The following is a 26,419-nucleotide window of genomic DNA, read 5'->3' as shown; positions in this document are numbered from 1 at the left end:
CTTCCCCTGTCATCGTTCAGAACTCCCCGGATCGGTCGGTGCGGATACGTTCGAGGAGCAGCAGCGACACCGCGCACACCAGCATCAGGATCGTGCTGAGGGCCATCGCCTGCCCGTAGTTGAGCTCCCCCGACCGGCCCAGCAGCCGGGCCACGGCGACCGGCAGGGTCGGGTTGTCCGGCCGCGCGATGAAGACCGTCGCGCCGAACTCCCCGAGGGAGACGGCGAAGGCGAAGCCCGCCGCGACCAGCACCGCCCGCCGCACCAGCGGCAGATCGACCTCCCGCCAGGCCCGCAGCGGCGAGGCTCCCAGCACGGCGGCGGCCTCCCGCAGCCGGTCGTCGACCGCGCGCAGCACGGGCAGCATCGTCCGTACGACGAAGGGGACGCCGACCAGCGCCTGCGCCAGCGGAACCAGGATCCAGGAGGTCCGCAGGTCGAGCGGCGGCTCGTCCAGGGTGATCAGGAAGCCGAAGCCGACCGTGACGGCGGACACCCCGAGCGGCAGCATCAGCAGCGCGTCGAAGCCGCGGACCAGCCGTCCGGCCCGCCGGGTCAGGGCCGCCGCCGCGAGCCCGCCGACGACGAGGGCGATGAGCGTCGCGACGAGCGCGTACCGCAGGGAGTTCCCGACGGCTTCCAGCGGCGGCACCAGGAAGGTGGAGGAGCCGCCCGACCCGGCGGACTGGAGGGCCCGGTAGTAGCCGAAGCCGTAACCGCCGGATCCGTCGAAGGACCGCTCCACCAGCACCCCGAGCGGCATCAGGATCAGCAGCAGCGCGGTGAGCAGGACACCGCCGAGCAGCGCCCACTGTCCGGGGCCGCGCGGCCGGCGGGAGGTCCGGGCCGGGTCGACGAGCTTCAGCGCCCGCTCCCGGCGGCGTACGGTCGCGGCGTGCACGGCGAGGATCCCGCCGACCGCGGCGAACTGCACCAGGGTCAGCACGGCGGCCGTCGGCAGGTCCAGCAGCTGCGCGGTCTGCCGGTAGATCTCCACCTCCAGGGTGGAGTACGCCGGTCCGCCGAGGATCTGCACGACGCCGAAGGAGGTGAAGGTGAAGAGGAAGACCATCAGCGCGGCGGCGGCGACGGCCGGGGCGAGCGCGGGCAACGTCACCCGGCGGAAAGCGGCGAACCGTCCGGCCCCCAGCACCCGGGCGGCCTCCTCCTGGCGGGGGTCCAGCTGCGACCACAGCCCGCCCACCGTGCGTACGACCACGGCGTAGTTGAAGAAGACATGGGCCAGCAGGATCGCCCACACGGTCGTGTCGAGGCGGACGCCCCACAGTTCGTCGAGGAGTCCGCCACGTCCGAGCAGCGCCAGGAACGCGGTGCCGACGACGACGGACGGCAGCACGAACGGCACCGTGACGACCGCCCGCAGCACCTGTTTGCCGGGGAAGTCGAAGCGGGCGAAGACATACGCCCCGGGCAGGGCGATCAACAGGGTGAGCGCGGTCGAGGCGAGGGCCTGCCAGGTGGTGAACCAGAGAACGCCGAGGATGTCCGGGCGGGCCAGCACCTCGCCGATCCGCCCGAGCTGCCAGTCGCCGCCCGCCTTGAGCCCGCGGCCGACGATCGCGGTCACGGGGTAGGCGAAGAACAGCGCGAAGAACGCGACGGGCACGGCCATCAGGCCGAGCCGCACCGCGGTCCCGCGCCGACCGGCCCCGCCACCGGCGGGCCGGACGGGCTCGGCGGCCTTCGCCTCGGGCCCTACTTCAGGACCAGCGACTGCCACGACTGGATCCACTGCTCACGGTTGGCGGCGATCTTCTCGGGCTCGACGGTGGGCGGCGTCTCGACGCTCTCGCCGAACTCGGTGAACAGCGCGGGGAGCTTCGTGTCCTTCACGACCGGGTTCACGAACATGTTCAGCGGCATGTCCTCCTGGAACGTCTTGCTGATCATGAAGTCCAGCAACGCCTTGCCGCCCGCCTCGTTCTTCGCCCCGGTCAGCAGCCCGGCGTACTCGGTCTGCCGGAAGCAGGTGCCGGTGGCGACCCCGGTGGGGGCCTCCTTGGGCTGCGGGTCGGCGTAGAGCACCTCGACGGGCGGGCTGGAGGCGTAGCTGACGACGAGCGGCCGGTCCGCGTTGGCCTTCTTGCCGCCCGCGGAGCCGGAGAACTCCTCGTTGTACGCCTGCTCCCAGCCGTCGACGACCTTGACGCCGTTGGCCTTCAGCTTCTTCCAGTACGCCTCGTAGCCGTCCTCGCCCTGGGTGGCGATGGTGCCGAGGAGGAAGCCGAGACCGGGCGAGGAGCTCGCGGCGTTCTCGGTGACGAGGAGGTTCTTGTACGCGGGCTCGATCAGGTCCTCGAAGGTCTTCGGCGGCGCGAGCTTCTTGTCGGCGAAGTACTTCTTGTCGTAGTTGACGCAGATGTCTCCGGTGTCGACGGGCGTCACCCGGTGCTTCTCGTCCGTCTGCGTGTCCGCCGCGACCGTGTCCAGGCCCTTGGCCTCGTACGCGGTGAACAGACCGTTGTCGAGGGCGCGGGAGAGCAGGGTGTTGTCGACGCCGAAGAAGACGTCGCCGCGCGGGGAGCCCTTGGTGAGGATCTCCTGGTTGAGCGCGGCTCCGGCGTCGCCGCTCTTGAGGATCTCGACGGTGTAACCGGTCTCCTCGGCAAACGCCTTCAGCACCCCGTCCGAGACGCTGAAGGAGTCGTGGCTGACCAGGGTCACGGTCTTGGAGCCGGTGCCCTTGGACGCCCCGGAGCCCGCGGGACCGTCGTCGCTGCCGCAGCCCGCGAGCACGGTGACGCCGAGAGCGGCGGCGAGCGCGGCCGCCGCGTACTTCGTGGTGGTGTTCATGTGATTCCTCCTGGAGGTGACCAGGAAGAGACGCGGCCCCGCCCGCTGTCCGGCGAACCGGAAGCGGGCAGGGCGCAACAGCTTGAGTAAGGTCCGAACTTCCTACCCGGAATGACCCGGGCGAGGTTCAGAGGGTCTGCGGCCAACCTGTCCTTGGTGCCGCACTCTCAGCGCTGTGGCGCTCCCCTGTCGGAATATGAAGTTGATTTCGGCCCAGGCTACACCGGCGGTTTTCGGCCGGGCCGTGCGGTCTCCGGTCTTTGCGCGGTCGCTGCTGCGCCGAGGTCTCAGCGCTCGGAGGCCGCCAGCTGCCCGCAGGCTCCGTCGATCTCCTGGCCACGGGTGTCCCGGACGGTGACTGGCACGCCGTGGGCCGCGATGGCCTCGACGAACGCCTTCTCGTCCTCGGGCCGCGAGGCGGTCCACTTGGAGCCGGGCGTGGGGTTCAGCGGGATCAGGTTGACGTGCACCCGCTTGCCCTTGAGCAGCCGGCCGAGCAGGTCGCCGCGCCAGGCCTGGTCGTTGATGTCCCGGATCAGGGCGTACTCGATGGAGATCCGGCGGCCGGACTTCTCGGCGTACTCCCAGGCGGCGTCCAGCACCTCGCGGACGTTCCACCGGGTGTTGACGGGGACCAGGGTGTCGCGCAGCTCGTCGTCCGGGGCGTGCAGCGAGACGGCGAGGCGGCACTTGAAGCCCTCGTCGGAGAAGCGCAGCATGGCCGGGACAAGGCCCACGGTGGAAACGGTGATCCCGCGCTGCGAGAGGCCGAGGCCGTCCGGCTCCGGGTCGGTGAGCCGGCGGATCGCGCCGACCACGCGGTTGTAGTTGGCGAGCGGCTCGCCCATGCCCATGAAGACGATGTTGGAGAGCCGCGCGGGGCCGCCGGGCACCTCGCCGTCGCGCAGGGCGCGCATGCCGTCGACGATCTGGTGCACGATCTCGGCGGTCGACAGGTTGCGGTCGAGGCCGGCCTGCCCGGTGGCGCAGAAGGGGCAGTTCATTCCGCAGCCGGCCTGCGAGGAGATGCACATGGTGACGCGCTCCGGGTACCGCATCAGGACGGACTCGACGAGCGTCCCGTCGTGCAGCTTCCACAGGGTCTTGCGTGTCGTGTCGTCGTCGCAGCTGATGTGCCGGATCACGGACATCAGGTCGGGGAACAGCGCCTCGGCGAGCTTCTCCCGCGACGCGGCCGGGATGTTGGTCCACTCGGCCGGGTCGTGCGCGTACCGCGCGAAGTAGTGCTGCGAGAGCTGCTGGGCGCGGAACGGCTTCTCACCGGTCGCGGCGACCGCTTCCTTGCGCTCGGCGGGCGTGAGGTCGGCGAGGTGCCGCGGCGGCTTCTTGGCTCCGCGGGGCGCGACGAAAGTGAGTTCTCCGGGCTTAGGCATGGTTCATCCAGTGTGGCAGACAGACGGGTGAGGGCCCGCCGCCCTGTGGACAACGGACCCTCACTCGAAGAACGTGCAGGTGGGAAGGGGTGTCTGGCGCTCAGCCCGAACCCACGAACAGCACCAGCAGCAGCCAGACGACCGGTGCGGTGGGCAGCAGCGAGTCCAGCCGGTCCATGATGCCGCCGTGGCCGGGGAGCAGGGTGCCCATGTCCTTGATCCCGAGGTCCCGCTTGATCATGGACTCGCCGAGGTCGCCGAGGGTGGCGCTGGCGGCGACCGCGAAGCCGAGCAGCAGGCCCTGCCACCAGGCGCCGCCGTCGATCAGGAACTCCATGCACAGCGCGCCGGCGACCATCGCGAAGCCCACGGCTCCGAACAGGCCCTCACGGGTCTTGCCGGGGCTGATGCGCGGGGCGAGCTTGTGCTTGCCGAAGCGCCAGCCGACCGCGTACGCCCCGGTGTCGCTGACCACGGTGAGGACGAGGAAGGTCAGGACCCGCCACGATCCGTCGTCCGCCTTCAGCAGCAGGGCGACGAAGGTGGCGAGGAAGGGTACGTAGAACGCCGCGAAGACCCCGGCCGTGACGTCCTTGAGATATCCGTCCGGCGGCTCGGTCATCCGCCAGACCAGCACCGCGAGGGCGGTCAGGGCCATCGCGACCCAGGCCCCCTCGGGCCCCCGTGCGTAACCGGCGACGACCATCGCGGCTCCGCCGACGGCCAGCGGCACCAGGGGCGCCTTGATGCCCTTGCTCTCCTGGAGGCGGGAGGTGAGCTCCCACAGACCGACGACGACGGCGATCACTATGACGCCGACGAAGACGGCCTTCACGATGAACAGCGAGAGGCCGATGACGGCGCCGAGACCCACGCCGACCCCTATGGCGGCGCGCAGATCACGCCCCGCGCGCTTCTTCTGCGGCGGGGGCGGCAACGGGGTGGACATGGGCTCCTGCGGCATCTCGTCACGGAACAGGGGGCCGCTGACGTGAGCGGCGTCCCTGTCCCGGTCGTCGCGGCTCTCTGCGTCTCTACCTGCGTCGGGAACGTCCGGCACGTTGGGCATGGGCCGAGTCTGCTGGGCGTCACGCACATCGTGGGCAGGACCCGCCGGGGCGGCTCTCATCTCGGGCGTGCCCCGGTAACCGGCTCCTTGCGGGACACCCCGGGAAGAGTCGTTCATCAGACTTCGAGCAGCTCGGCTTCCTTGTGCTTGAGCAGCTCGTCCACCTGCGCGACGTACTTCGCGGTGGTGTCGTCGAGCTCCTTCTCGGCGCGGCGCACCTCGTCCTCGCCGGACTCCTTGTCCTTGACGAGCTTGTCGAGGGTCTCCTTGGCCTTGCGGCGGATGGAGCGGATCGAGATCTTGGAGTCCTCGGCCTTGGTCTTGGCGACCTTGATGTACTCCTTGCGGCGGTCCTGGGTGAGCTCGGGGAACGTCACCCGGATGATATTGCCGTCGTTGCTCGGGTTGACGCCGAGGTCGGAGTCGCGGATCGCCTGCTCGATGTTGCGCAGCGCGGTCTTGTCGAACGGCGTCACGACGGCCATCCGCGCCTCGGGAACCGAGAACGAGGCCAGCTGGTTGATCGGGGTCAGCGCGCCGTAGTAGTCGGCGACGATCTTGTTGAACATCGCCGGGTGCGCGCGGCCGGTACGGATCGCCGCGAAGTCCTCTTTCGCGACGACAACGGCCTTCTCCATCTTCTCCTCGGCCTCGAGGAGGATTTCTTCGATCACCACGTGCTCCTGCGTGTCTTGAGTGGGCCCGGCGTCGTCATCGCCGGGCCCTGCGGGTCCTGCGTCGCGTCCTCACCTGCACGGTGTCCGACCGGCAGGCCGTTGTCCATCCTGGGGGGCCGTCAGGCCCGGGTGCTCTCGTCGCTCACGAGCGTGCCGATCTTCTCACCCTTGACCGCGCGAGCGATATTGCCCTCGGCGGTCAGCTCGAAGACGAGGATCGGGAGCTGGTTGTCACGGCAGAGCGTGATGGCGGTGGCGTCGGCGACCCTCAGGTCGCGGGTGATCACCTCGCCGTACTCCAGTGCGTCGAACTTCACCGCGTCGTGGTTGGTCTTCGGGTCGGAGTCGTAGACCCCGTCCACGCCGTTCTTCCCCATGAGCAGCGCCTCGGCGTCGATCTCCAGGGCGCGCTGGGCGGCGGTGGTGTCGGTGGAGAAGTACGGCATGCCCATACCGGCGCCGAAGATCACCACGCGCCCCTTCTCCAGGTGCCGTACGGCACGGAGCGGGATGTACGGCTCGGCGACCTGGCCCATGGTGATGGCGGTCTGGACGCGCGAGTCGATGCCCTCCTTCTCCAGGAAGTCCTGGAGTGCCAGGCAGTTCATGACGGTGCCGAGCATGCCCATGTAGTCGGACCGGGCCCGGTCCATGCCACGCTGCTGGAGCTCGGCACCACGGAAGAAGTTGCCTCCCCCGATGACCACCGCGATCTGGGCGCCGTCGCGTACGACGGCGGCGATCTCGCGGGCAATGGTGTGCACGACGTCGGGGTCGACGCCGAGGCCGCCCCCACCGGCGAACGCCTCGCCGGAGAGCTTCAGCATGAAGCGCCCGGAGCCCTTGTCGTCGTGCTTGCCGTCGGCCTGAATGGCGTCCGAGCCCTTGTCCATGGAAATTCTCCTCGTGCACATACGAAGAAGGCCATTGCCGGTGGGTCTGGTGTCCCTACAGCGGCAATGGCCTCCTCGTCAGATCTGCGGTCGTCCGGCGTGGGTGCGGCCGTCGACTGCACCTGGGGGTGTCCGGTGCATCAGGGCCGGAGAGGCCGCGGCGTCCGGTGCGGTGCATCGCAAGGCGCTGGAACGTCCTCATCGCGGAGCGATTCAGGCGTTTCGGCAACGCTGCGAGGTGCCGTGCCAGGCGTCGCGGACCCGGTCATGATGCGCCGGATACCCCCTCGACCCTATCGGGTCCGGTGCTGTTCGCCCGGACGGACTCAGATGCCGACCTTGATGCGCGAGAAGCGCTTCAGGGTGACACCGGCCTCGTCCAGGACCTTCTGAACCGACTTCTTGGCGTCCAGCGCGTACGGCTGGCCGAGGAGGGTGGCCTCCTTGAAGAAGCCGTTGACGCGACCCTCGACGATCTTCGGGAGCGCGGCCTCGGGCTTGCCCTCGGCGCGCGTGGTCTCCTCGGCGACGCGGCGCTCGGCCTCGACGACCTCGGCCGGGACGTCCTCGCGGGACAGGTACTTCGGAGCGAAGGCGGCGATGTGCTGCGCGATGCCCTTGGCCAGCTCGGCGTCGGCCTTGTCCAGCTCGACCAGAACACCGATCTGCGGGGGCAGGTCGGGCATGGTGCGGTGCATGTACACGGAGACGAAGGCGCCGGTGAACTGCGCGAAGCGGTCCAGGACGATCTTCTCGCCGAGGTTGGCGTTGGCCTCGTCGACGTACGCCTGGACGGTCTGGCCGGCCTCGATCTCGGAGGCGAGCAGCGCGCCGATGTCTGCCGGGGAGGTCGCGGCGACGTGAGCGGCGAGCGTGTTGGCGACGGCCTGGAACTTCTCGCCCTTGGCGACGAAGTCCGTCTCGCACTTCAGCTCAAGGATGACGCCGGACGTCTGGTCCTCGGAGATGAGGGAAACGACGGCACCGTTCTCGGCAGAGCGGCCCTCGCGCTTGGCGACGCCCTTCTGGCCCTTGATACGGAGCGCCTCGACGGCCTTGTCGACGTTGCCGTCGGCCTCGTCGAGCGCCTTCTTGCAGTCCATCATGCCGGCGCCGGTGAGCTCGCGGAGCTTCTTGACGTCAGCGGCGGTGTAGTTCGCCATGAGTCTGTATGTCTCTCTCGAAGTCTGAAAGATCTACGGGTGAACGGCGGGGGCGACGCTTGTGGCGTCGGCCCCCGCCGTCAGTAGCCGTGACGGGTGTCAGGCCTGCTCGGCGTCCGCGTCGGCGGCCGGGGCGTCAGCAGCGGCCGGGGCCTCGACGACGGCCTCGGCGACGGCCTCGGCGACGGCCTCGGCCGGCTTCTCGGCGTCGGCGACCTTCTCGGTCTCGGCGGAGGACTGGACCTCGGCGACGGCCGCGGTCTCGTCCTTCTTGTCGCCCTCGAGCAGGTCGCGCTCCCACTCGGCGAGGGGCTCGCCGGCGGCCTTCTCGCCCGGCTTCGAGTCACCGGTGGCGGCACCGGAACGGGCGATGAGGCCCTCGGCGACGGCGTCGGCGATCACGCGGGTGAGCAGGGTGACGGAGCGGATCGCGTCGTCGTTGCCCGGAATCTTGTAGTCGACCTCGTCGGGGTCACAGTTGGTGTCGAGGATCGCGACGACCGGGATGTGGAGCTTGCGCGCCTCACCGACGGCGATGTGCTCCTTCTTGGTGTCGACGATCCAGACGGCGCTGGGCACCTTCTGCATCTCGCGGATACCACCGAGGGTCTTCTCCAGCTTGGCCTTCTCGCGCGAGAGGACCAGGAGCTCCTTCTTGGTGAGGCCGGAGGCGGCCACGTCCTCGAAGTCGATGAGCTCAAGCTCCTTCAGACGCTGAAGGCGCTTGTAGACGGTGGAGAAGTTGGTGAGCATGCCACCGAGCCAACGCTGGTTGACGTACGGCATGCCGACGCGCGTCGCCTGCTCGGCGATGGCCTCCTGGGCCTGCTTCTTCGTACCCACGAACATGATGGAGCCGCCGTGGGCGACGGTCTCCTTGACGAACTCGTAGGCGCGGTCGATGTACGACAGCGACTGGAGCAGGTCGATGATGTAGATGCCGTTGCGCTCGGTGAAGATGAAGCGCTTCATCTTCGGGTTCCAGCGACGGGTCTGGTGACCGAAGTGGACGCCGCTTTCCAGCAGCTCCCGCATCGTGACGACGGCCATGGCCGTACTCCTTGAGGTGCTCGGTTATCGCGACCGCAGGTTTGCGCTCGCGCCTGACGCCCCGACGCGCCGTGCCACGAGGGACCGAGGAGCGCGGCCATCTCCGAGAAGAGGGAGATGGCGGGGCGTGCGAAGTCGACCCGGTGACCCGGATCGCCGTAAGAAGTGTACGGGACCGGTTGGGTCCCGGGTGACGGCGATGTCCACGGCCGGATGACGCCGATGTCCACGGCCGGGTGACGGCGATATCCACAACCGGCGAGTAGTCCACAGAAACGGTTCATGATCCCCGGAATCCCGACCTCCGGGCCATGGTGACGGACATGCGTCATCAACCCGGCCCACGCCGCTCCGCCGCCCTGCGTCCGCTGCTCCTGCTGCTGCCTCTGCTGCTCCTGCTGCCCCTGCTGTACGTGCCGCTCCCTGCCGGGCTGCCCGCGCCGGGCGGGCCCGCCGCGGCCGTCGTGCCCGCCGGGGCCGTGGCGTCCTTGCCGGGGGCGGACGCCGATGCCGACGATGACGGCCGGAGCTGGCCGCTGGCGGGGAGACCCGCGGTGTTACGGGGATGGGAGCCGCCCGCCGGTCGCTACGGGCCCGGCCATCGCGGCGTGGACCTCGCGGCGGAGCCGGGCGCGCGGGTCCTGGCGGCCGCCGGGGGCCGGGTGTCGTTCGCGGGGCGGGTGGCGGGGCGTGGGGTGCTCGCCATCGAGATGGCCGACAGCGGTTCGCCACCGCTGCGCACCACGTACGAACCGGTGCGGGCGCTGGTCGAGGAGGGCGCGAGCACCCGGGCCGGGCAGCCGGTCGGAGTGCTGGAGGAGGGGCCGTTCCACTGCGCGGAGGGCTGCCTGCACTGGGGGCTGCGGCGCGGGGATGCCTATCTGGACCCGCTCTCGCTGCTGCCGCCCGCTCTGCTGCGGGGAGGTCCCTCGCGGCTGCTGCCGGTGTTCGGGGTGCCGGAGCCGGACGCCGCCCGGGTCAGCCGCTCACACCGCGCAGGACCATCGCGACGACGGTGTCCGCGATGACGCCGGGCTCCTCCGCGACACCCAGTTCGATCCGGCGCACGGCGGCGTCGACCGAACCCTGCAGGAGCATGGCGGCCAGCCTCGGCTGCGCGTTGCCGAGGTCGCCCAGCGCTTCGACGATCATGGCGATCAGCCCGCCGTGCGCGGCCCGGATCTTCTCCCGGGCGCCCGCGTCCAGCTCGCTCGCGGAGATCGCGACGACCGCGCGGTGGCGGCGGTCCCCGACGAGGTCGAGCTGTCGGCGCACGTACGCCTCGATCTTCGCCTCGGGCGTCTCGGCGCGCCGCATGGCGTTCTCGACCTCGGCCGCCCAGACGGGGAAGTCGACGGCGCACAGCTCCTCGACGACGGCGGCACGGGAGCGGAAGTACTCGTACACGGAGGACCGGGCAAGACCCGTGCGTTCGGCGAGGGCGGGGAAGGTCAACGCCTCCGTACCGCCCTCGGACAGCAGGGAGCGCGCGGCGTCCAGGAGGGCGCCGCGCTGCATGGTCCGGTGCTCGGCCACGGAGGCCGCTCGAATCCTGGGCACGCATCCACTCTACGGCGGCAGGCGTGCGAGGGAAGGGCACGGCCGCCGGTCGGATGGCCGGAGTGAGCCGGGAAGAGGACGTCAGCGGCCCGCGTCGGCCAGCTTCGCCCGCAGTTGCAGCACGGACTTGGTGTGGATCTGGCTGACGCGGCTCTCGGTCACCCCGAGGACGTTGCCGATCTCCGCGAGGGTGAGGCCCTCGTAGTAGTAGAGGGTCACCACGGTCTTCTCGCGGTCGGGGAGGGTGTTGATGGCCCGCGCGAGCAGTCTTCTCAGCTCGCGGTCCTCGGCGACCTCCACCGGGTTGTCGGCGGCGGTGTCCTCCAGGGTGTCCATCAGGCTCAGCCGGTCGCCGCCCTCGCCGCCGACGTGCAGCAACTCCTCCAGGGCGACCACGTTCGCCAGCGACAACTGGCTGAAAACAGCGTGCAGTTCCTCCAGCGCAATACCCATCTCCGAGGCGACCTCGGCCTCCGAGGGCGTACGCCGGAACTGTGCCTCCAACGTGGCGTACGCGCGCTCCACGTTCCGCGCCTTCTGCCGCACGGACCGCGGGATCCAGTCCAGCGCCCGGAGTTCGTCGATCATCGCGCCGCGGATCCGGGTGATCGCGTACGTCTCGAACTTGATGGCCCGTTCGATGTCGAACTTCTCGATGGCGTCGATCAGTCCGAAGACACCGGAGGAGACGAAGTCGGCCTGCTCGACGTTGGGCGGCAGCCCCACGCTCACCCGGCCCGCGACGTACTTCACGAGCGGTGAGTAGTGCAGGATCAGCTGCTCCCTCAGCCGCTCGTCGCCCGTGGTCTTGTAGGAGCGCCACAACTCGTCGAGGGAGGAGGGAGCGGGAGGGCGCACAGTGCCACGCGCAACCGGTGGTACTGCCGCGCGGTCAGACCCGGAGGTGTGCTGGGGCATGTGGTGCCTTGAGCCGTTCTGCCGTGAAGTGCTGGGGGACTTTTGTCTGGGGCGGAATCCTTGTGAGCGTAGCGTGACTGCGGCGTCGCAGTCCGCGCAGGACGGGAGATCCATGCCGCGTGATCGCGTGCCGCCGTTCACGCCGTCCGCGCCCGCCGGGAGCCGGGGCCACCGCCGTGGGCGCGGGTCCCGGACAGGTCACCGATCGATCGTGCGAGGTCATCGGCCTTACCTTTTCACCCGAATGCTCCAGGTCAAGTACCGCCTCGCCGCGCGTCGTCGTTGCGTGCCGAAGGAAGCGTCAACCGCCAGCCGTCGCCTTCGCGTTCGACGAACCCCAGTGAGTGCAGTTCGTACAGTCGACCGAGCGTCTCGTCGGCGGACGTCCCCGCAGTGCGGGCAAGGTCACGGGGGTGGGTGACACCGTGGTAGGGGAGCGCTTCGAGGACCCTCGCGGTGACCGCGTCCAAGTGGTCCCTGGGCAGCACCGGGCCGCGTCGGGCGGGCGGAAGGTCGCCGATGTCCCCGACCAGCTCGACGACTTCGTCGGCATCGGTGACGAGCACGCCCTCACCGCGCAACAGCTCGTGGACCCCTGCCGACAGCCCGCTGGTGGCGGGGCCGGGCACCCCCATGGAGAAGCGACCGAGCCGTTGCGCCTGGCGGGCGGTGACCAGTGAACCGCTGCGGTATTCGGCCTCGACCACGACCGTTCCCCTGGTCAGCGCGGCGATGACGCGGTTGCGCAGGATGAATCTGCTGCGGGTGGGGTGGGAGGACGGCGGCAACTCGGCGACGACGAGCCCCTGTTGCGCCAGCCGCCCGAGCAACTCGGCGTGCCCGCGCGGGTAGGCGACGTCGACACCGCAGGCCAGCACCGCCGTCGTCGCTCCGCCCGCGGCCAGCGCGCCGCGGTGAGCGGCTCCGTCCACCCCGAACGCCGCCCCCGACACCACCACCCAGCCGCGCTCCGCGAGGCCGGAGCCGAGGGCCGCCGCCATATGCGCCCCGTACGGGGTGCAGGCCCTCGCTCCGACCACCGCGACCGAGCGCAGGGACCACAGCCGCAGATCGGGCCGCCCCCGAACCCAGAGTCCGACGGGCCGCGCGTCGCCCAGGTCGTCCAGCTGGCTCGGCCACTCCCGGTCCCCCGGGCAGACGAAGCGTCCGCCCACCGCGGCGACCGCGGCCAGATCCCGCGCCGGCTCCGCGGCGGCCGCACGCAGCCGGTAGCCCCCGAGCCGTACGGCGGTCATCCCCGGCAGCTTCTCGGCGGACCCGTCCTCGACGGTGAGCCTCCGCATCAGCTCGACCGGACCGGTCCGCCGGAGCCAACGTCCGGCCCGCTCGTCCCCCGGCTCCAGCACCCGCGTCAACGCGGCCCTGGCCACCCGCTCCCGCTCCCGGTCCCCGTCGTCGCGGCCGGAGTCGTGGTCCCGGTCCGGATGCCCGTAGCGACCACGGCCCCGGCCGGGCTCCGGCGGATGCCCTCGCTCCAGCTCCCTCCCGCGCTCCCGGCCCCCGTCCTCGCCCCGCTCCCGCTCCTCGCCCCCGTCCTCGCCCCGGTGGCCGCCCCTGTCCCGCCCCAGCCCCTGCTCCCGACCTCCGTCCTCGGCCCGCTCCCCGTCCTCGCCCCGGTCGCCGTCCCGCTCCCATCCCGGCCCGCGCTCCCGGCCCCCACCCTCGTCCCGGTGGCGGCCCCGATCCCGCCCCGGCCCGCGCTCCCAGCCCCCGTCCCCGCCCTCGCCCCGCTGCCGGTCAGGATCTGGCAGGGCTTCCCCGCCGCCCGTCCCCGGCTCGTCCTCCTGTCCCGGCCCGTACTCCTGCCCGCGCTCCCGGCCCGCGCCGTGTTCCCCATCCCGCTCCGGCCCGTGCCCGCGCTCCCCCGTCGGCCCGGTCACCGCGACCCCGCCCCCATCGGCACCCCGCGCTGGATGCCCGTCCGCAGCTCCAGGGCGACCGCCACGTCGGAGGCGTCCGGGCGGCCGGCGCCCCGCAGGTCCGCCACGGTCCACGCGACCCTCAGCACCCGGTCCAGGCCCCGGGCCGTGAGCATCCCGCGTTCCAGGTCCCGCTCCGCCGCCCCCAACGCTCCCGGGGCCACGAGCAACCGGGTCCGCAGCTCATGGCCGGGCACCTCGCTGTTCGTGGTCCACGGGGTACCGGCCAGCCGCTCGGCCGCCCGCGCCCTGGCGTCCCGTACCCGGGCGGCGACGACGGCCGTCGACTCGCCCCGGCTGTCCTGCGCCAGGAGGTCCGCGCGGTCGACCGGCTCCACCTCGACCCGCAGGTCCACCCGGTCGAGCAGGGGCCCGGACAGGCGCGCCTGATAGCGGCGGACCATCGAGGGCGGGCACTCGCAGCCCGCGCCGGTGAGCGTGTGCCGGCCGCAGGGGCACGGATTGGCGGCCAGCACCATCAGGAACCGGGCAGGCAGCCGCACCACTCCCGCCGCCCGCGCGACCACCACATGGCCCGACTCCAGCGGCTGACGCAACGCGTCGAGGGCCTTGCCCGAGAATTCGGGGGCCTCATCGAGGAAGAGCACCCCGCGGTGGGCGAGGGACACCGCCCCGGGCCTCGGCATCCCGTTGCCCCCGCCGACCAGGGACTGCATGGTCGCCGAGTGGTGCGGGGCGCAGTAGGGCGCCCGGGAGACGAGCGGTTCACCCGGGGGGAGGATGCCCGCCACGGAGTGGACCGCCGTCACTTCGAGGGATTCCTGCCGGGTCAGCGGCGGCAGGACCGCCGACAGCCGCTCGGCCAGCATGGTCTTGCCGGCGCCCGGCGGGCCCGAGAACAGCAGATGGTGTCCTCCGGCCGCGGCCACCTCCAGGGCCTTGCGCGGGCGCGGCTGCCCCGCGACGTCCGCCAGGTCCGGCCGGTGGGCGTAGCCCCGCGCGGTGGCCGGGGCGAGCCCCGTACCGAGGCCCGTGCCGGGGATCATGAGCCCGGCCAGCATGGCGTCGGGGCGTCCCTGGCCGTCGACGGGCTCCTCGGGCACAGGTTCGTCGCACAGGACGGCGATGAGCTGGCGCAGGCTCCGGACGCCGAGGACCGAGACCCCCGGCACCAGGGCCGCCTCCCCGGCGGTCTGCTCGGGCACGACGACCTGCTCGTACCCCGCTTCGGCCGCCGCGAGGACGGCGGGCAGCACGCCCCGTACCGGACGGACCCGGCCGTCCAGACCCAGTTCGCCGATCATCACCACATCGGCGATCGCGGCGGGGTCGATCCGCTCCGCCGCCCCGAGCACCGCACAGGCGACGGCGAGATCGAAGCCCGAGCCGCTCTTCGGCACGGAGGCCGGGGAGAGCCCGACCGTGAGCTTCTTCTGCGGCCACTCCGCCCCGGAATTGACCACGGCGGCCCGCACCCGGTCCCGGCTCTCGACCAGGCTCTTGTCCGGCAGTCCGACCAGGGTGAAGGCCGCCACTCCCGGCTCCAGGTCCGCCTGGACCTCCACCACCACACCCTCGACGCCGACCAGCGCCACGGAACACGCACGTGCGAAGCCCATCAGGACACCCCCCGGGCGTGCTCCGTGACCGGGGCTCCGCGCCGGGGCACGGTCACCCCGATCAGGTCGATGCGGACCCCGCCGGGCGGTGGCCCGCCGTGCCGGTCGAGCCAGATCTCGGCGAGCCGTCGCAACCGGTCCGCCTTGACCGGGCCGACCGCCGCCATGGGGTGTTCGAAAGCGTGTGACCTGCGGGTCTTCACCTCGCAGAAGACCAGGGCTTCGCCGTCCCTGGCCACGATGTCGATCTCTCCGGCGCGACAGCGCCAGTTGCGCTCGACCACCGCCATCCCGGCTTCGGCCAGCAGCCGCGCCGCCAGATCCTCGCCGTACCGCCCGAGTGCCCCCCGTGCGTTCATATCGGCACCACCTCCGGCACCGACTGTGCCCCGGCCCGCCCGAAGATGTGGATCTTGGTGGACAACTCCGCGGATGTGGAAAACCCGGCCACCCACACGGGTGACCGGGTCGCTCACTGCAACGCGCGTATCGACGGCCCGGCACCGCGGGCCACGCGGGATCAGCCTCCCGGAAGTTCCAGATCGCTCTTGTTGAGCTCTTCGATGTTGACGTCCTTGAAGGTCAGCACGCGGACCTGCTTGACGAACCTCGCAGGCCGGTACATGTCCCAGACCCAGGCGTCCGCCATGGACACCTCGAAGAAAACCTCACCCTGGACGGAGTGCACCTGCATCTCGTAGTCGTTGGTGAGGTAGAAGCGCCGTTCGGTCTCGATCACATATTTGAACAGACCGACGACATCGCGGTACTCCCGGTAGAGCTTCAGCTCCATCTCGGTCTCGTACTTCTCGAGGTCCTCGGCGCTCATGGCATGTTTCCCCTTCAGCCGTGCGTGCCCCCATTGTGCGTCAGCCTCCGGCGTCCCTGGACGATGAGACGATTTCGGGGGCCAGAACCAGCGGATCACGCGGGGGGCCCTCGTCGAGAAGCGTGCGCAGCAGCTCGGCGAGTCTGGTCGGGTACACCGTCTCACGCGTCGCGAGCAGTTCGGCGGAAGTCCACCACCTCAGACCGGCGACACTGCGCAGCTCCAGGTCGGTGAGGCCCTGCGGGACGGTGGCGGACTGTGTCGTACGGGCCAGGTAGTACCACTCGTCCTGGTCCCAGCGCCGTCCGTCGAACGGGAAGGAACAGATCCGGGTCCAGAGCAGCGGGCCCAGCTCGATGTCCGTGACACCGGTCTCCTCGGCGAGCTCACGGCGGGCCGCCTGCTCCCGGGTCTCGTCGCCCTCAAGGCCGCCGCCCGGGGTGAACCACCAGGTGTCGGCCGGGTCGTCCGGCTCGTGGCCGTGCAGCAGCAGAACGCGGTCGTCGGGGTCCAGGAGGACCACCCGGGCGACCTTGCGGGCCCCGGGGGTCACCGGGCCCCTCCGGGGACCGTCTTCCGGCGGGCGAGGCGCGCCGCCACGGGTCCGTACACCGCGCCGCCGAGGATCAGTGCGACGCCCACCAGGATCGCGCCCACCTGGAGCGGCAGCGGCCCCGCGGCGGACACCCCGCCGGGCAGCGCGGCGAACGAGGAGGGCCGGTCGATCATGCCGTTCACCGGCCAGGCCACCGCGTCCACCCGGGCCTGCACGGCGCTCAGCGGTACGGAGCCCTCGCCGGCGTCCTGGAGGTGGACCCGGGAGTCCAGGGAGGTGGCCCGTTCGTCGCCGAGCAGGAAGATCTGCCCCTGGGGCACGGTGGCGGAGAAGTCCTGGGGCGAGGCGGGCGCCGTGCTGCCCGGGGCGGCCGGGCCGCTGGCGAGGTAGGGCTCGTCGACGGGGGTCCCGTTGACGGTGAGCCGCCCTTCCTCGTCGCAGCAGGCCACCTCGTCGCCGCCGATCCCGACGACACGCTTCACCATCGGTGCGGAGCCCCAGACCTGGTCGGTGAAGACCACCACATCACCGCGCCGGACTTCGGCGCCGTCTATCCGCTCGGCGAGCACCCGGTCACCGGGGTTCACCGTGGGGGACATCGAGGCGGTCGGGACCGTGTACGGCTGGTAGACCACCGCCGCCCAGACGAAACCGCCGAGAAAAAGCACACAGCCGACGGCCACGGCCAAGCCCGACACCATGGCGCCGAACCGGCCGCGGCCGTCTTCCTTGCGTCCTGTACCGCTCATCCCAGCGCTCCCCCGTCGGAGATCGGCAATCGCTGATCCGAGTCGGCACCCTACCCGGCGGTACGCCCGGCGGTCAGCCTCCGGCGGCGCCACAGCACGAAGGGCAGCGCTCCGGCCACGCCCAGTGCCGCCGGCGCCATCGCGGCGGCCGCGTTCAGACCGGGCTGGTCGAAGGTGTCCGGGACCGGAAGCGTCGACCAGCGGCCCAGCGGCCAGGCGATACCGACGGCACGGCCGACGACCTCGTCCGTGGAGACCGTGCCCTGGCCCGGGAGCTCCTGGTGGTAGCGCGAGTCCAGGGAGTTCTGCCGGTGATCGCCCATGACGAAGATCCGGCCGTCCGGCACCTCGATCGGACCGAAGGGCTTGTCATTGCACGGGGTGTTCCCCGGGAAGATGAACGACTTCTCGTCCAGGCTCTTCCCGTTGACCGTGACCGGCCCGTTCTCCTTGCATTCCACGGTGTCGCCGCCGACCGCGATGACCCGCTTGATCAGGTCCTGCTCCTCGGAGGACGGCATCAGGCCGATGAAGCTCAGGAACTTCTGCGCCACGTTGGGCTCCGGAGTCTCGGTGTCCTGCAGCCAGCCGCCCGGGTCGTGGAAGACCACGACCTCGCCGCGCTCCGGCTCCGAGCCGAACCACGGGGTCAGCTTGTCGACCAGGACCCGGTCGCCCCGCTGCAGAGTGTTCTGCATGGAGTCCGAGGGGATCGAGAACGCCTGGACCAGGAACGTCTTGATCAGCAGCGCCAGAACCAGGGCGATGCCGACGAGCAGCGGCAGCTCCAGCCAGAAGGAACGCTGCTTCCTGGGGGGCTTGCCACCGCCGTCGCCCGGGGTGTCGCCCTCACCCTCCGGCGGGACCGCCGCCCCGCCCGCGGAAGACCCGTCGCGCTCGGGCCGGTCCTCGGGTTCGTCGTGTCCGGATCGTGCGCCGACCGCCAAATCCCCCACATCCACTCCTCAATACGTGCCACTGCCCGCGCCCGATCCGGTGCAGGCCCACCACTCCCATAACGAGCGGGAGTTCCGCAGGGATCGGGATCCGGACCATTCCATAGCGATCCGGAGGTGCCACACTATTCGACGCTGTCGGAACCGCTGCCTCCGATGCACGCGAGTCCGGGACCGCGGTGAAGGCGTCGCGCTCCTCCAGAGTGCTCCAGTGGCCGAACGGCCAGGCGATCACGACGGCCCGCCCCACGACCTCCTCCTCCGCGACCGTGCCCCGGTCGGGTTCGTCGAGATGGAAGCGGGAGTCGGCGGAGTCGGACCGGTGGTCCCCCATCACGAACAGCCGGCCCTCGGGCACCATCACCTCGAACGAGATGGCCGATGGCCGGTCGTCGGGGTGGAGATACGTCTCGGCCGGCGGTACGCCGTTGACGGTGACCCGGCCGTCCTCGCCGCAGCACTTCACGGTGTCGCCGCCGACCGCGATGACGCGTTTGATCAGGTCCTGCTCGTCGTCGGACGGCAGCAGCCCGATGAAGGTCAGCAGCTCGGTGACCTGCTTGACGCCGATCGGCGGGTCCTTCTTCTGCCCGGCGTTCTCCTGCTGGAGCCAGCCGCCGGGGTCCTTGAACACCACGACGTCACCGCGCTGCGGCTTCGATCCGAACCACGGGGTCAGCTTGTCCACGAGCACCCGGTCGCCGATCCGGATGGTCTGCTCCATCGACCCGGACGGGATGACGAACGCCTGGACCAGGAACGTCTTCAGGACGAGCGCGATCAGCAGGGCCACGACGACGAGGACGGGTATCTCCCGCACCGCGGACCCGCGGCGCTTGCGCCGGACCTTCCTGGCGAGCCGGCGGCGTTCCGCCCGGGTGGGCAGCGAGCGCGGCCCGGTGGGCCCGGCCCCGGCCGGCAGGGGCGCCTCGGGGTCGGGCGCTCCGCGCGGACGTCCGCGGCTACCCATGCGCTCCGCCGGGCGCCCGTACGCCGTCGAAGGCACCGGTCCCCTCCAGCGAGCCCGTCCGGGCCGGCGGCCAGCCCAGCCAGTCCACCCGGCCGGTCACCCGCTCGACGGGGACCATTCCGCCGCCGGGCGATCCGAGACGGTCCCGGGAGTCGCTGGAGCGGCTGCGGTGGTCGCCCATCATCCACAGGGCCCCGGCGGGCACCACGATGTCGAAGGGCACCCGGGAGGCGGTGTCACCGGGGTACAGATACGGCTCGTCCACCGCTGTGCCGTTGACCGCGAGTCTCCCCCGTGCGTCGCAGCAGACGACGCGGTCGCCGCCCACACCCACCACCCGCTTCACGAAGTCGGTGTCGGCGGGCTGCGCGAGCCCCAGGGAGGCCGCCGCCCCGCGCACCAGAGCGGTCAGGGGGTTCGCGTCGAGGTCCTCCCGTACGAACGAGCCGGTGCCGTCGAAGACGACCACGTCGCCGCGCTCCGGCTCGGAGCCGAAACGGTACGCCAGCTTGTTGACGAGAATCCGGTCCCCGACCTCCAGCGTGGGCTCCATCGAGCGGCTGGGGATCAGGAAGGGCTGGACCACGTAGGAGCTGAACAGCAGCAGGGCGACGGTGGCCAGGACCGCCCCGGCGAGCACCCGCCGCCAGGACAGCGCGGAGGCGACGCGGGCCCTCATACGCGAAAAGCGCGACCTCTCCTCGGACCCCGTGTCGGATTCCGAGGAGCGGTCGCGCTCCGAGTGCTGTGCTTGCGTGTCCATCGCGGCCGAAGCCTATCCGGCCGGGCTGTGCACGCGGGCGGCAGCTCAGTTGTCGCGCTTCTCCTTGATCTTCGCGGCCTTGCCGCGCAGCTCACGGAGGAAGTACAGCTTGGCGCGACGGACGTCACCGCGGGTGACGAGCTCGATCTTCTCGAAGATCGGGCTGTGCACCGGGAAGGTGCGCTCGACGCCGACGCTGAAGGAGACCTTGCGGACCGTGAAGGTCTCGCTGACGCCCGAGCCCTGGCGGCGGATGACAATGCCCTTGAACTGCTGGATACGGGAGCGGTTGCCCTCGATCACGCGCACGTGGACGTTGACGGTGTCACCGGCGCGGAACGCCGGGAGGTCCGTACGGACGGAGGCGGCGTTGACGCCATCGAGCAGGGAAGACATGGTTTCTGCTTTCTTCGCCGATGCCACAGGTCATCGACGGAATCTCGTTGAAGAGTTCGGAGTGCTGATCGCGTCGGGCGGGCGTCTTTCCCCCTGTGGCAGGGGCGCACACCGGACGTACAGCAGCGGCCTATTCTTCCACGGCGGTGGGCCTGCGCCAAAATCGGCCGCCGGGATCCGGCGCGAAACCGAGGATGGAGAGGATCTCGCGGTCCTTCTTGTCGAAGGCGCTCGCCTCGCACCGCTCGATCAGGTCGGGCCGGTTGAGGGCTGTCCTGGCGAAGGCCTGGTCCCGCCGCCAGCGCGCGATCTTCCCGTGGTGGCCGCTGAGCAGGACGTCCGGGATGGACCGGCCGCGCCACTCGGGCGGCTTGGTGTAGACGGGGCCCTCCAGGAGGTTCGCCATCGCGCCCGGGGCGAAGGAGTCGTCCCGGTGGGACTCGGCGTTGCCGAGGACGCCGGGCAGCAGCCGGGCCACGGCCTCCGTGATCACCAGGACGGCCGCTTCCCCGCCGGCCAGCACGTAGTCCCCGATGGAGACCTCGACGACCCGCAGCCGGGTGGCGTACTCGTCGATCACCCGGCGGTCGATGCCCTCGTACCGCGCCGGGGTGAAGACCAGCCAGGGCTCGGCGGAGAGTTCGACGGCCAGTTCCTGGGTGAACGGACGGCCGCTGGGCGTGGGCACGACGAGCACCGGGGCGTGCGCCCCGGCCTCGTAGCCGTCGGCCAGGGCCTCGTCCAGCGCCTCGCCCCAGGGCTCGGTCTTCATGACCATGCCGGGACCGCCGCCGTAGGGGGTGTCGTCGACCGTGTTGTGCCGGTCGTACGTCCACTCCCGCAGGTCGTGGACATGGACGTCCAGCACACCGCGGGCGCGGGCCTTGCCGACGAGGGAGACGTTCAGCGGTTCCAGGTACTCCGGGAAGATCGTGACGACGTCGAGCCGCATCAGACGTCGTCCTTCGGCGCCTCGCCCGCGTCCCCGGGGGGCTCCTCCTCGTCGCGCGAGGAGGCGACCACGGCCTCGCTCTCGTCGATCAGGCCTGGCGGCGGGGTGATGACCGCGCGCTGCTCCTCCAGGTCGATCTCCGTGACGATCTCCTCCACGAAGGGGATCATCACCTCGGAGCCGTCGGGGCGCTCCACGATGAACAGGTCCTGCGAGGGCAGATGGGAGATCTCGGTGATCCGGCCGACCCCGGTGCCGTCGGCGAGGACCACGTCGAGGTCGATCAGCTGGTGGTCGTAGAACTCCTCGGGGTCCTCGGGGAGCTCCTCCGGGTCCACCTCGGCGATCAGCAGGGTGTTGCGCAGGGCCTCGGCGCCCGTGCGGTCGCGCACACCCTCGAAGCGCAGCAGGAGCCGGCCGCTGTGGACCCGGCCCGTCTCGATCGTCAGCGGACCCGTCTCCGCCGGTTCGGTGGCCAGGACGGCACCGGGTCCGAGCCGCAGCTCCGGCTCGTCCGTTCGTACCTCGACGGTGACCTCGCCCTTGATGCCGTGGGCGCGGCCGATCCGCGCGACTACCAACTGCACGCTGTTCTCCGATTGATGGGGTGCGGGACGCCGGCCGGTCGCGGAAACGTCCGGGTGGCCGACGACAAAGGCCGGGGACGGCCCGAAGGCCCTCCCCGGCCCTGGCCGGTGTTCAACTCGCTTATCAGCGAACCTGGTCCACATCGACGAGGTCGACGCGGATCCCACGGCCGCCGATGGCACCCACGACCGTACGCAGAGCGCGAGCGGTGCGGCCGTTACGGCCGATCACCTTGCCGAGGTCTTCGGGGTGGACCCGGACCTCCAGCACGCGCCCGCGGCGCAGGGTGCGCTCGGCAACCTGCACGTCGTCGGGGTTGTCGACGATGCCCTTCACGAGGTGCTCGAGAGCCTCCTCGAGCATGCTCAGGCCTCGGTCGACTCGGTGGACGAGGGAGCCTCAGCCGCCTCGTCCGCCTTCTTGTCGGACTTCTTGGCCTTGGGAGTGATGGCCTCACCCTTGGCCTCGTCGCCGTCCGAGGTCAGCGCCTCGAACAGTGCGCGCTTGTCAGCCTTGGGCTCCGGCTGCAGCAGCGGCGCGGGGGCCGGGAGGCCCTTGTGGGCCTGCCAGTCACCGGTGAGCTTCAGGATCGCGAGGACCGGCGCGGTCGGCTGGGCGCCGACGGACAGCCAGTACTGCGCGCGCTCTGCGTTGACCTCGATGCGCGAGGGGTTCTGCACCGGGTGGTACAGGCCGATCTCCTCGATGGCCCGGCCATCACGGCGGGTACGGGAGTCGGCGACGACGATGCGGTAGTGAGGCGAACGGATCTTGCCCAGACGCTTCAGCTTGATCTTGACTGCCACGGAAGTGGTGTCTCCTGGTCTATGACGTGGTTGGGCACAACAAGATGCCACGTGGGGTTGCGGTACTCGGCGTGCCCGATGGACGCGTCAGCCGGAGGAGAGAGGGGTCCTGTGCGACTGTCGAGTACAGCTAGCCATTGTGCCACACGCCGTCGGCTCACCCCACCGCGACCGCTTCCGGGATCCGGAACGGCTTGCCACAGCCGCCGCAGACGATCGGCGCCTGCGCCAGGACCGACGGGACGACGCGGACGTTGCGTCCGCAGTCGCAGACGGCCTTGACCCGCACACCGCCTCCGGAGGAACCGTGCCGGGCGGCAGGTCCACGGAAGGAGCGCTTGGTGTCGGCGGCGGTGGCGACGGTGTGCGCCTTGAGGGCGCGCTGCAGCCGTTCGATGGTCGGGCGGTACCGGCGCTTGGCTTCCGGATTCAGCGTGACCAGCGAGAATCCGCTGCTGGGATGGGGTTCCTCGGCATGATCGAGGCCCAGCTCCTCGGCGATCGCGAGGAAGCGTCGGTTGTGGTAGCGGCCGGCGCGGGAGGTATCTCTGACTCCTCTCGCGGCGGCGATGCCATGGACTGCCTCATGGAGCAGTCGTTCGAAGGAGAGCTCGGCGCCACAGGCGGACGACGACTCTCCGATCAGGGACTCGGGCGCGGCAAGATCGGGCAGCTCGGCGTGGTACCGCTGAATGTCGGCCCACGCCTGTGCCAGCTCTGCGGCTAGTACAGGTGGTGTCGTGCTCACGTCGTGACAACGAGCCCGAGTGCCCCGGTGTTCCTATTCCGGGGCATCCCAAATAATTTGCACGTACCAGTCAGTTGCCGTTGATGCGTCCGGACGAGGGCGGGTACGCAGAACTGCGGAGAAGACGCTCAGCTCGCACCAAGGTGGTGCACAGCGTGCGGTACGCCCGGCGCTTCGGATGTGAGGTGCGCGGGCGGCCCGCGGTCCTGACGAATCCGCCCGAGAGACTACCCGCTCCCGCGCTCGACGTGCCCGGCGCGGGGTGTCGGGTAAGACTGGTCGGAGAGCAGACGTGGGACGGGGCGCACGGCCGGGGCACGCAAACACTGCTCCACGACCCCTGGACGGAACGGCGGATGCGCAGTTCTCTGGCTACGGGGGGTGCGGAACACGCGCACACGGGGGACGTCCACTCGGGCACGACCGACCTCTTGGCGGATTGGGGCACTTTCCATGACACCAACGCTCGTCCGGAACCACCTGGCCGCGGATGCCTCCGCGCCGGCGGACGCCGGTACCCGCGCACGCGACTGGGCCGAGATCCAGGAACGCATGCTCGCGCCGCTGTACGAGGCGGTGTACGACCGGATGGAAGTCGGGGCCGACACCCGGATGCTGTCCCTCGGCTGCGGCTCGGGCCTCGCGATGCTCGTCGCGGCGGCACGGGGGGCGCACGTCACGGGTGTGGACTCCGACCGGGAGCGGCTGGCGCTGGCCCGCGCGCGGCTGCTGCCCGATGCCGGCTGGAACGACGCGCCCGCGCATTCCCCGCACCCGGCCCGCCGCCGGGCCCGGCTGCTGGAGGACGGGCGGCCCGCGCCCGCCGGCGCGGACGGCACTCCGTACGACCTGATCACGGTCTTCGAGCCGATCGGCTGCGCGGCCGGGGACTCCGAGGGTCTGGTGCCGGCGCTGCGGTCGGCCGTGCCGCTGGCCGTCCGGGGCGCCACCGTGGTGCTGACCGGCTGGGGGCCGCCGGAGCGGTGCGCCACGGCCGCGGTGCTGCGGGTGGCCGCACGGCTCGCGGACTCCGCGCGTCCGCCGCGTACGGAGCCCGGCAGGTGGCGGCCCACGCTCCGGGACGACCTGGAGGACGTGGCGGCGCGGGCCGGGCTGAAGCCGGACGGTTCGGGGCGGGTGTCCTGCCCGTTCGGCTACGCGGACATAGGCAGCGCGGTGCGCGGGCTGCTGTCCACCGGGCTCTTCGACGCCGCCGTACGGGCCACGGACCGCTCCCAGGTGGAGAAGGAGGTCGCGGAGGCCCTGCATCCGTACCGGCGGCAGGACGGCACGGTGTGGATGCCGAACGTCTTCCGCTATCTGGTCTGTGTGACCTGAGCGGACGGACAGCACGACATACGTAAGGGGCGCCCTTGAGAGAGGGCGCCCCTTACGCGTGGTGCTCGGGTCCCGCTACATGAACTTCTTGAACTCGTCCGGCAGCTCGAAGCTCTTGTCCTCCTGGGCGGGCAGACCGAACGCGCCGCCCTGGGCCGCCTGCTCGCGGCGCTCGGCGGCGGCGGCCTCCTCGGCCTTGCGCTTCATGGGGTTGCCGCTCTTGCGCTTGCCCTTGGCCTGCTTGACCTGCTTCTTCTGACGGCCGGGGCCGCCGCCCATGCCGGGCATCCCCGGCATCCCGGGCATGCCGCCGCCCTGGGCCATCTTCGACATCATCTTGCGGGCCTCGAAGAAGCGCTCCACCAGGCTCTTGACCGCGGAGACCTCGACGCCCGAACCCTTGGCGATACGGGCCCGGCGCGAGCCGTTGATGAGCGTCGGCTCGGCGCGCTCCTTGGGGGTCATCGACTTGATGATCGCGGCGGTGCGGTCGATGTCGCGCTCGTCGATGTTGTTGATCTGGTCCTTGATCTGCCCCATGCCGGGCAGCATCCCGAGCAGCTTGGAGATGGAGCCCATCTTGCGGACCTGCTCCATCTGGGCCAGGAAGTCGTCGAGCGTGAAGTCCTTGCCGCCCTTGCTCGACGACAGCTTGGAGGCCATTTTGGCGGCCTCTTCCTGGCTGAACGTCTTCTCCGCCTGCTCGATCAGGGTGAGCAGGTCACCCATGTCGAGGATGCGGGAGGCCATCCGGTCCGGGTGGAACGCGTCGAAGTCCTCCAGCTTCTCGCCGTTCGACGCGAACATGACCTGCTTGCCCGTGACGTGGGCGATCGACAGGGCCGCACCGCCGCGGGCGTCGCCGTCGAGCTTGGAGAGCACCACGCCGTCGAAGCCGACGCCGTCGCGGAAGGCCTCGGCGGTGTTGACCGCGTCCTGACCGATCATCGCGTCGACGACGAAGAGGATCTCGTCGGGGCTGACGGCGTCGCGGATGTCCGCGGCCTGCCGCATCAGCTCCTGGTCGATGCCGAGGCGGCCGGCGGTGTCGACGATGACGATGTCGTGGACCTTGGCCCTGGCGAACTCGATGGAGTCCTTGGCGACCTGGACCGGATCGCCGACGCCGTTGCCCGGCTCGGGGGCGTACACGGCGACGCCGGCGCGCTCGGCGACGACGCTCAGCTGGTTGACGGCGTTGGGGCGCTGGAGGTCGCAGGCGACGAGCAGCGGGGAGTGGCCCTGGCCCTTGAGCCAGAGGCCGAGCTTTCCGGCCAGCGTCGTCTTGCCCGCGCCCTGGAGGCCGGCGAGCATGATCACGGTGGGCGCGGTCTTGGCAAACCGCAGCCGCCGGGTCTCGCCGCCGAGGATGGAGACGAGCTCCTCGTTGACGATCTTGACGACCTGCTGGGCGGGGTTCAGCGCCTGGGAGACCTCGACGCCGCGCGCCCGCTCCTTCACGTTGGCGATGAAGGCCCGCACCACGGGCAGGGCGACGTCGGCTTCCAGCAGGGCGATACGGATCTCGCGTGCCGTGGCGTCGATGTCCGCCTCGGACAAGCGGCCCTTGCCCCTGAGGTTCTTGAAAGTCGCGCTAAGGCGGTCGGAGAGAGTATCGAACACGGCGCTCGTCGGTCCTCAGGGTCGGGGGCGTGGCAGGTCAGTCGCCCTCCAGGGTATCCGTCCCCCGGAGAACACCAAGCCCTCGCC

Annotated in this window: 28 protein-coding genes and 1 riboswitch; of the genes, 2 read left to right on the top strand and 26 right to left on the bottom strand. The window is 70.9% G+C overall.

The features are described from left to right. Nucleotides 1–16: 16 nt before the first annotated feature. The 8 genes from ACGF2Y_RS02125 to rpsB all read right to left on the bottom strand — a co-directional run bounded on the left by ACGF2Y_RS02125 (nt 17) and on the right by rpsB (nt 9,060). Nucleotides 17–1,633, bottom strand: coding sequence for an ABC transporter permease (locus ACGF2Y_RS02125; protein ID WP_392942572.1), 1,617 nt, complete (start codon nt 1,631–1,633; stop codon nt 17–19). 83 nt (nt 1,634–1,716) lie between these two features. Further along, nucleotides 1,717–2,814 (bottom strand): thiamine ABC transporter substrate binding subunit, encoded by a 1,098-nt coding sequence (locus tag ACGF2Y_RS02120; RefSeq protein ID WP_392942414.1) that lies wholly within the window; start codon nt 2,812–2,814, stop codon nt 1,717–1,719. Between the two features lie 81 nt (nt 2,815–2,895). Then, nucleotides 2,896–3,012: riboswitch (TPP riboswitch) on the bottom strand. Nucleotides 3,013–3,101: 89 nt separating this feature from the next. Then, the gene (rlmN, locus tag ACGF2Y_RS02115) at nt 3,102–4,208 is read right to left on the bottom strand and encodes a 23S rRNA (adenine(2503)-C(2))-methyltransferase RlmN (RefSeq protein WP_392942412.1); all 1,107 of its coding nucleotides are present in this window, start codon (nt 4,206–4,208) and stop codon (nt 3,102–3,104) included. 100 nt (nt 4,209–4,308) lie between these two features. After that, a complete protein-coding gene (locus ACGF2Y_RS02110) occupies nt 4,309–5,394 on the bottom strand; it encodes a phosphatidate cytidylyltransferase (RefSeq protein WP_392942410.1) in 1,086 nt (361 codons plus the stop codon). Then, on the bottom strand, nt 5,394–5,951 hold the full coding sequence (gene frr, locus ACGF2Y_RS02105) for a ribosome recycling factor (protein WP_018960718.1): 558 nt from the start codon (nt 5,949–5,951) through the stop codon (nt 5,394–5,396). The genes ACGF2Y_RS02110 and frr overlap by 1 nt, the downstream gene beginning before the upstream one ends. Before the next feature lie 122 nt (nt 5,952–6,073). Continuing rightward, nucleotides 6,074–6,847 (bottom strand): UMP kinase, encoded by a 774-nt coding sequence (pyrH, locus tag ACGF2Y_RS02100; protein ID WP_392942408.1) that lies wholly within the window; start codon nt 6,845–6,847, stop codon nt 6,074–6,076. Between the two features lie 326 nt (nt 6,848–7,173). Next, nucleotides 7,174–8,010, bottom strand: coding sequence for a translation elongation factor Ts (tsf, locus tag ACGF2Y_RS02095; RefSeq protein WP_392942407.1), 837 nt, complete (start codon nt 8,008–8,010; stop codon nt 7,174–7,176). 99 nt (nt 8,011–8,109) lie between these two features. Next, complete coding sequence (gene rpsB / locus ACGF2Y_RS02090; RefSeq protein ID WP_392942405.1) at nt 8,110–9,060, bottom strand: 30S ribosomal protein S2; 951 nt, start codon at nt 9,058–9,060, stop codon at nt 8,110–8,112. A gap of 323 nt (nt 9,061–9,383) precedes the next feature. Between rpsB and ACGF2Y_RS02085 the strand changes: the two genes are divergently transcribed. After that, a complete protein-coding gene (locus ACGF2Y_RS02085; protein ID WP_392942403.1) occupies nt 9,384–10,088 on the top strand; it encodes a peptidoglycan DD-metalloendopeptidase family protein in 705 nt (234 codons plus the stop codon). Here the strand turns inward: ACGF2Y_RS02085 and ACGF2Y_RS02080 are convergent. From ACGF2Y_RS02080 to ACGF2Y_RS02000, 17 genes are all read right to left on the bottom strand, one after another. Continuing rightward, a complete protein-coding gene (locus ACGF2Y_RS02080) occupies nt 10,039–10,596 on the bottom strand; it encodes a TetR/AcrR family transcriptional regulator (protein ID WP_392942570.1) in 558 nt (185 codons plus the stop codon). The two genes, ACGF2Y_RS02085 and ACGF2Y_RS02080, sit on opposite strands and share 50 nt — an antisense overlap. 105 nt (nt 10,597–10,701) lie before the next feature. Next, nucleotides 10,702–11,538, bottom strand: a complete 837-nt coding sequence (whiG, locus tag ACGF2Y_RS02075) for an RNA polymerase sigma factor WhiG (protein ID WP_392942401.1) — start codon at nt 11,536–11,538, stop codon at nt 10,702–10,704. Nucleotides 11,539–11,792: 254 nt separating this feature from the next. Further along, the gene (dprA, locus tag ACGF2Y_RS02070; RefSeq protein ID WP_392942568.1) at nt 11,793–12,905 is read right to left on the bottom strand and encodes a DNA-processing protein DprA; all 1,113 of its coding nucleotides are present in this window, start codon (nt 12,903–12,905) and stop codon (nt 11,793–11,795) included. A gap of 530 nt (nt 12,906–13,435) precedes the next feature. Further along, complete coding sequence (locus ACGF2Y_RS02065; protein ID WP_392942399.1) at nt 13,436–15,058, bottom strand: YifB family Mg chelatase-like AAA ATPase; 1,623 nt, start codon at nt 15,056–15,058, stop codon at nt 13,436–13,438. Continuing rightward, a complete protein-coding gene (locus ACGF2Y_RS02060; RefSeq protein ID WP_392942398.1) occupies nt 15,058–15,417 on the bottom strand; it encodes a YraN family protein in 360 nt (119 codons plus the stop codon). The genes ACGF2Y_RS02065 and ACGF2Y_RS02060 overlap by 1 nt, the downstream gene beginning before the upstream one ends. A gap of 161 nt (nt 15,418–15,578) precedes the next feature. Then, complete coding sequence (locus tag ACGF2Y_RS02055) at nt 15,579–15,887, bottom strand: DUF2469 domain-containing protein (protein ID WP_003965949.1); 309 nt, start codon at nt 15,885–15,887, stop codon at nt 15,579–15,581. 40 nt (nt 15,888–15,927) lie between these two features. After that, on the bottom strand, nt 15,928–16,440 hold the full coding sequence (locus tag ACGF2Y_RS02050) for an NUDIX hydrolase (protein ID WP_392942396.1): 513 nt from the start codon (nt 16,438–16,440) through the stop codon (nt 15,928–15,930). After that, a complete protein-coding gene (gene lepB / locus ACGF2Y_RS02045) occupies nt 16,437–17,192 on the bottom strand; it encodes a signal peptidase I (RefSeq protein ID WP_392942395.1) in 756 nt (251 codons plus the stop codon). Before lepB (ACGF2Y_RS02045) ends, ACGF2Y_RS02050 begins: the two co-directional genes overlap by 4 nt. Nucleotides 17,193–17,242: 50 nt before the next feature. Continuing rightward, nucleotides 17,243–18,139 carry a signal peptidase I gene (lepB, locus tag ACGF2Y_RS02040; protein WP_392942566.1) on the bottom strand — a complete coding sequence of 299 codons (897 nt, stop codon included), beginning with the start codon at nt 18,137–18,139 and terminating at the stop codon, nt 17,243–17,245. Next, nucleotides 18,042–19,118, bottom strand: a complete 1,077-nt coding sequence (gene lepB, locus ACGF2Y_RS02035) for a signal peptidase I (protein ID WP_392942393.1) — start codon at nt 19,116–19,118, stop codon at nt 18,042–18,044. The genes lepB (ACGF2Y_RS02040) and lepB (ACGF2Y_RS02035) overlap by 98 nt, the downstream gene beginning before the upstream one ends. Beyond that, on the bottom strand, nt 19,111–19,881 hold the full coding sequence (lepB, locus tag ACGF2Y_RS02030) for a signal peptidase I (RefSeq protein WP_392942391.1): 771 nt from the start codon (nt 19,879–19,881) through the stop codon (nt 19,111–19,113). Before lepB (ACGF2Y_RS02030) ends, lepB (ACGF2Y_RS02035) begins: the two co-directional genes overlap by 8 nt. Nucleotides 19,882–19,926: 45 nt before the next feature. Further along, the gene (rplS, locus tag ACGF2Y_RS02025; protein ID WP_392942389.1) at nt 19,927–20,277 is read right to left on the bottom strand and encodes a 50S ribosomal protein L19; all 351 of its coding nucleotides are present in this window, start codon (nt 20,275–20,277) and stop codon (nt 19,927–19,929) included. A gap of 130 nt (nt 20,278–20,407) precedes the next feature. Further along, nucleotides 20,408–21,229 (bottom strand): tRNA (guanosine(37)-N1)-methyltransferase TrmD, encoded by an 822-nt coding sequence (gene trmD, locus ACGF2Y_RS02020; RefSeq protein ID WP_392942388.1) that lies wholly within the window; start codon nt 21,227–21,229, stop codon nt 20,408–20,410. After that, complete coding sequence (gene rimM / locus ACGF2Y_RS02015) at nt 21,229–21,816, bottom strand: ribosome maturation factor RimM (protein ID WP_392942386.1); 588 nt, start codon at nt 21,814–21,816, stop codon at nt 21,229–21,231. Before rimM ends, trmD begins: the two co-directional genes overlap by 1 nt. Before the next feature lie 124 nt (nt 21,817–21,940). Further along, nucleotides 21,941–22,180 (bottom strand): RNA-binding protein, encoded by a 240-nt coding sequence (locus ACGF2Y_RS02010; RefSeq protein ID WP_073771547.1) that lies wholly within the window; start codon nt 22,178–22,180, stop codon nt 21,941–21,943. A gap of 2 nt (nt 22,181–22,182) precedes the next feature. Then, nucleotides 22,183–22,623 (bottom strand): 30S ribosomal protein S16, encoded by a 441-nt coding sequence (gene rpsP / locus ACGF2Y_RS02005; protein WP_392942384.1) that lies wholly within the window; start codon nt 22,621–22,623, stop codon nt 22,183–22,185. Nucleotides 22,624–22,780: 157 nt separating this feature from the next. After that, nucleotides 22,781–23,371 (bottom strand): hypothetical protein, encoded by a 591-nt coding sequence (locus ACGF2Y_RS02000; RefSeq protein WP_392942382.1) that lies wholly within the window; start codon nt 23,369–23,371, stop codon nt 22,781–22,783. 453 nt (nt 23,372–23,824) lie between these two features. On the opposite strand from ACGF2Y_RS02000, the gene ACGF2Y_RS01995 reads away from it, so the two are divergent. Beyond that, nucleotides 23,825–24,709 (top strand): methyltransferase domain-containing protein, encoded by an 885-nt coding sequence (locus tag ACGF2Y_RS01995; RefSeq protein ID WP_392942380.1) that lies wholly within the window; start codon nt 23,825–23,827, stop codon nt 24,707–24,709. A 75-nt stretch (nt 24,710–24,784) separates the two neighbouring features. Here the strand turns inward: ACGF2Y_RS01995 and ffh are convergent, their stop codons facing one another. After that, complete coding sequence (gene ffh, locus ACGF2Y_RS01990; protein ID WP_392942379.1) at nt 24,785–26,332, bottom strand: signal recognition particle protein; 1,548 nt, start codon at nt 26,330–26,332, stop codon at nt 24,785–24,787. Nucleotides 26,333–26,419 lie beyond the last annotated feature (87 nt).

Source organism: Streptomyces sp. NPDC048142 (assembly GCF_043202835.1).
Taxonomy (GTDB): domain Bacteria; phylum Actinomycetota; class Actinomycetes; order Streptomycetales; family Streptomycetaceae; genus Streptomyces.
This window is presented reverse-complemented; position numbering and strand designations above follow the sequence as displayed.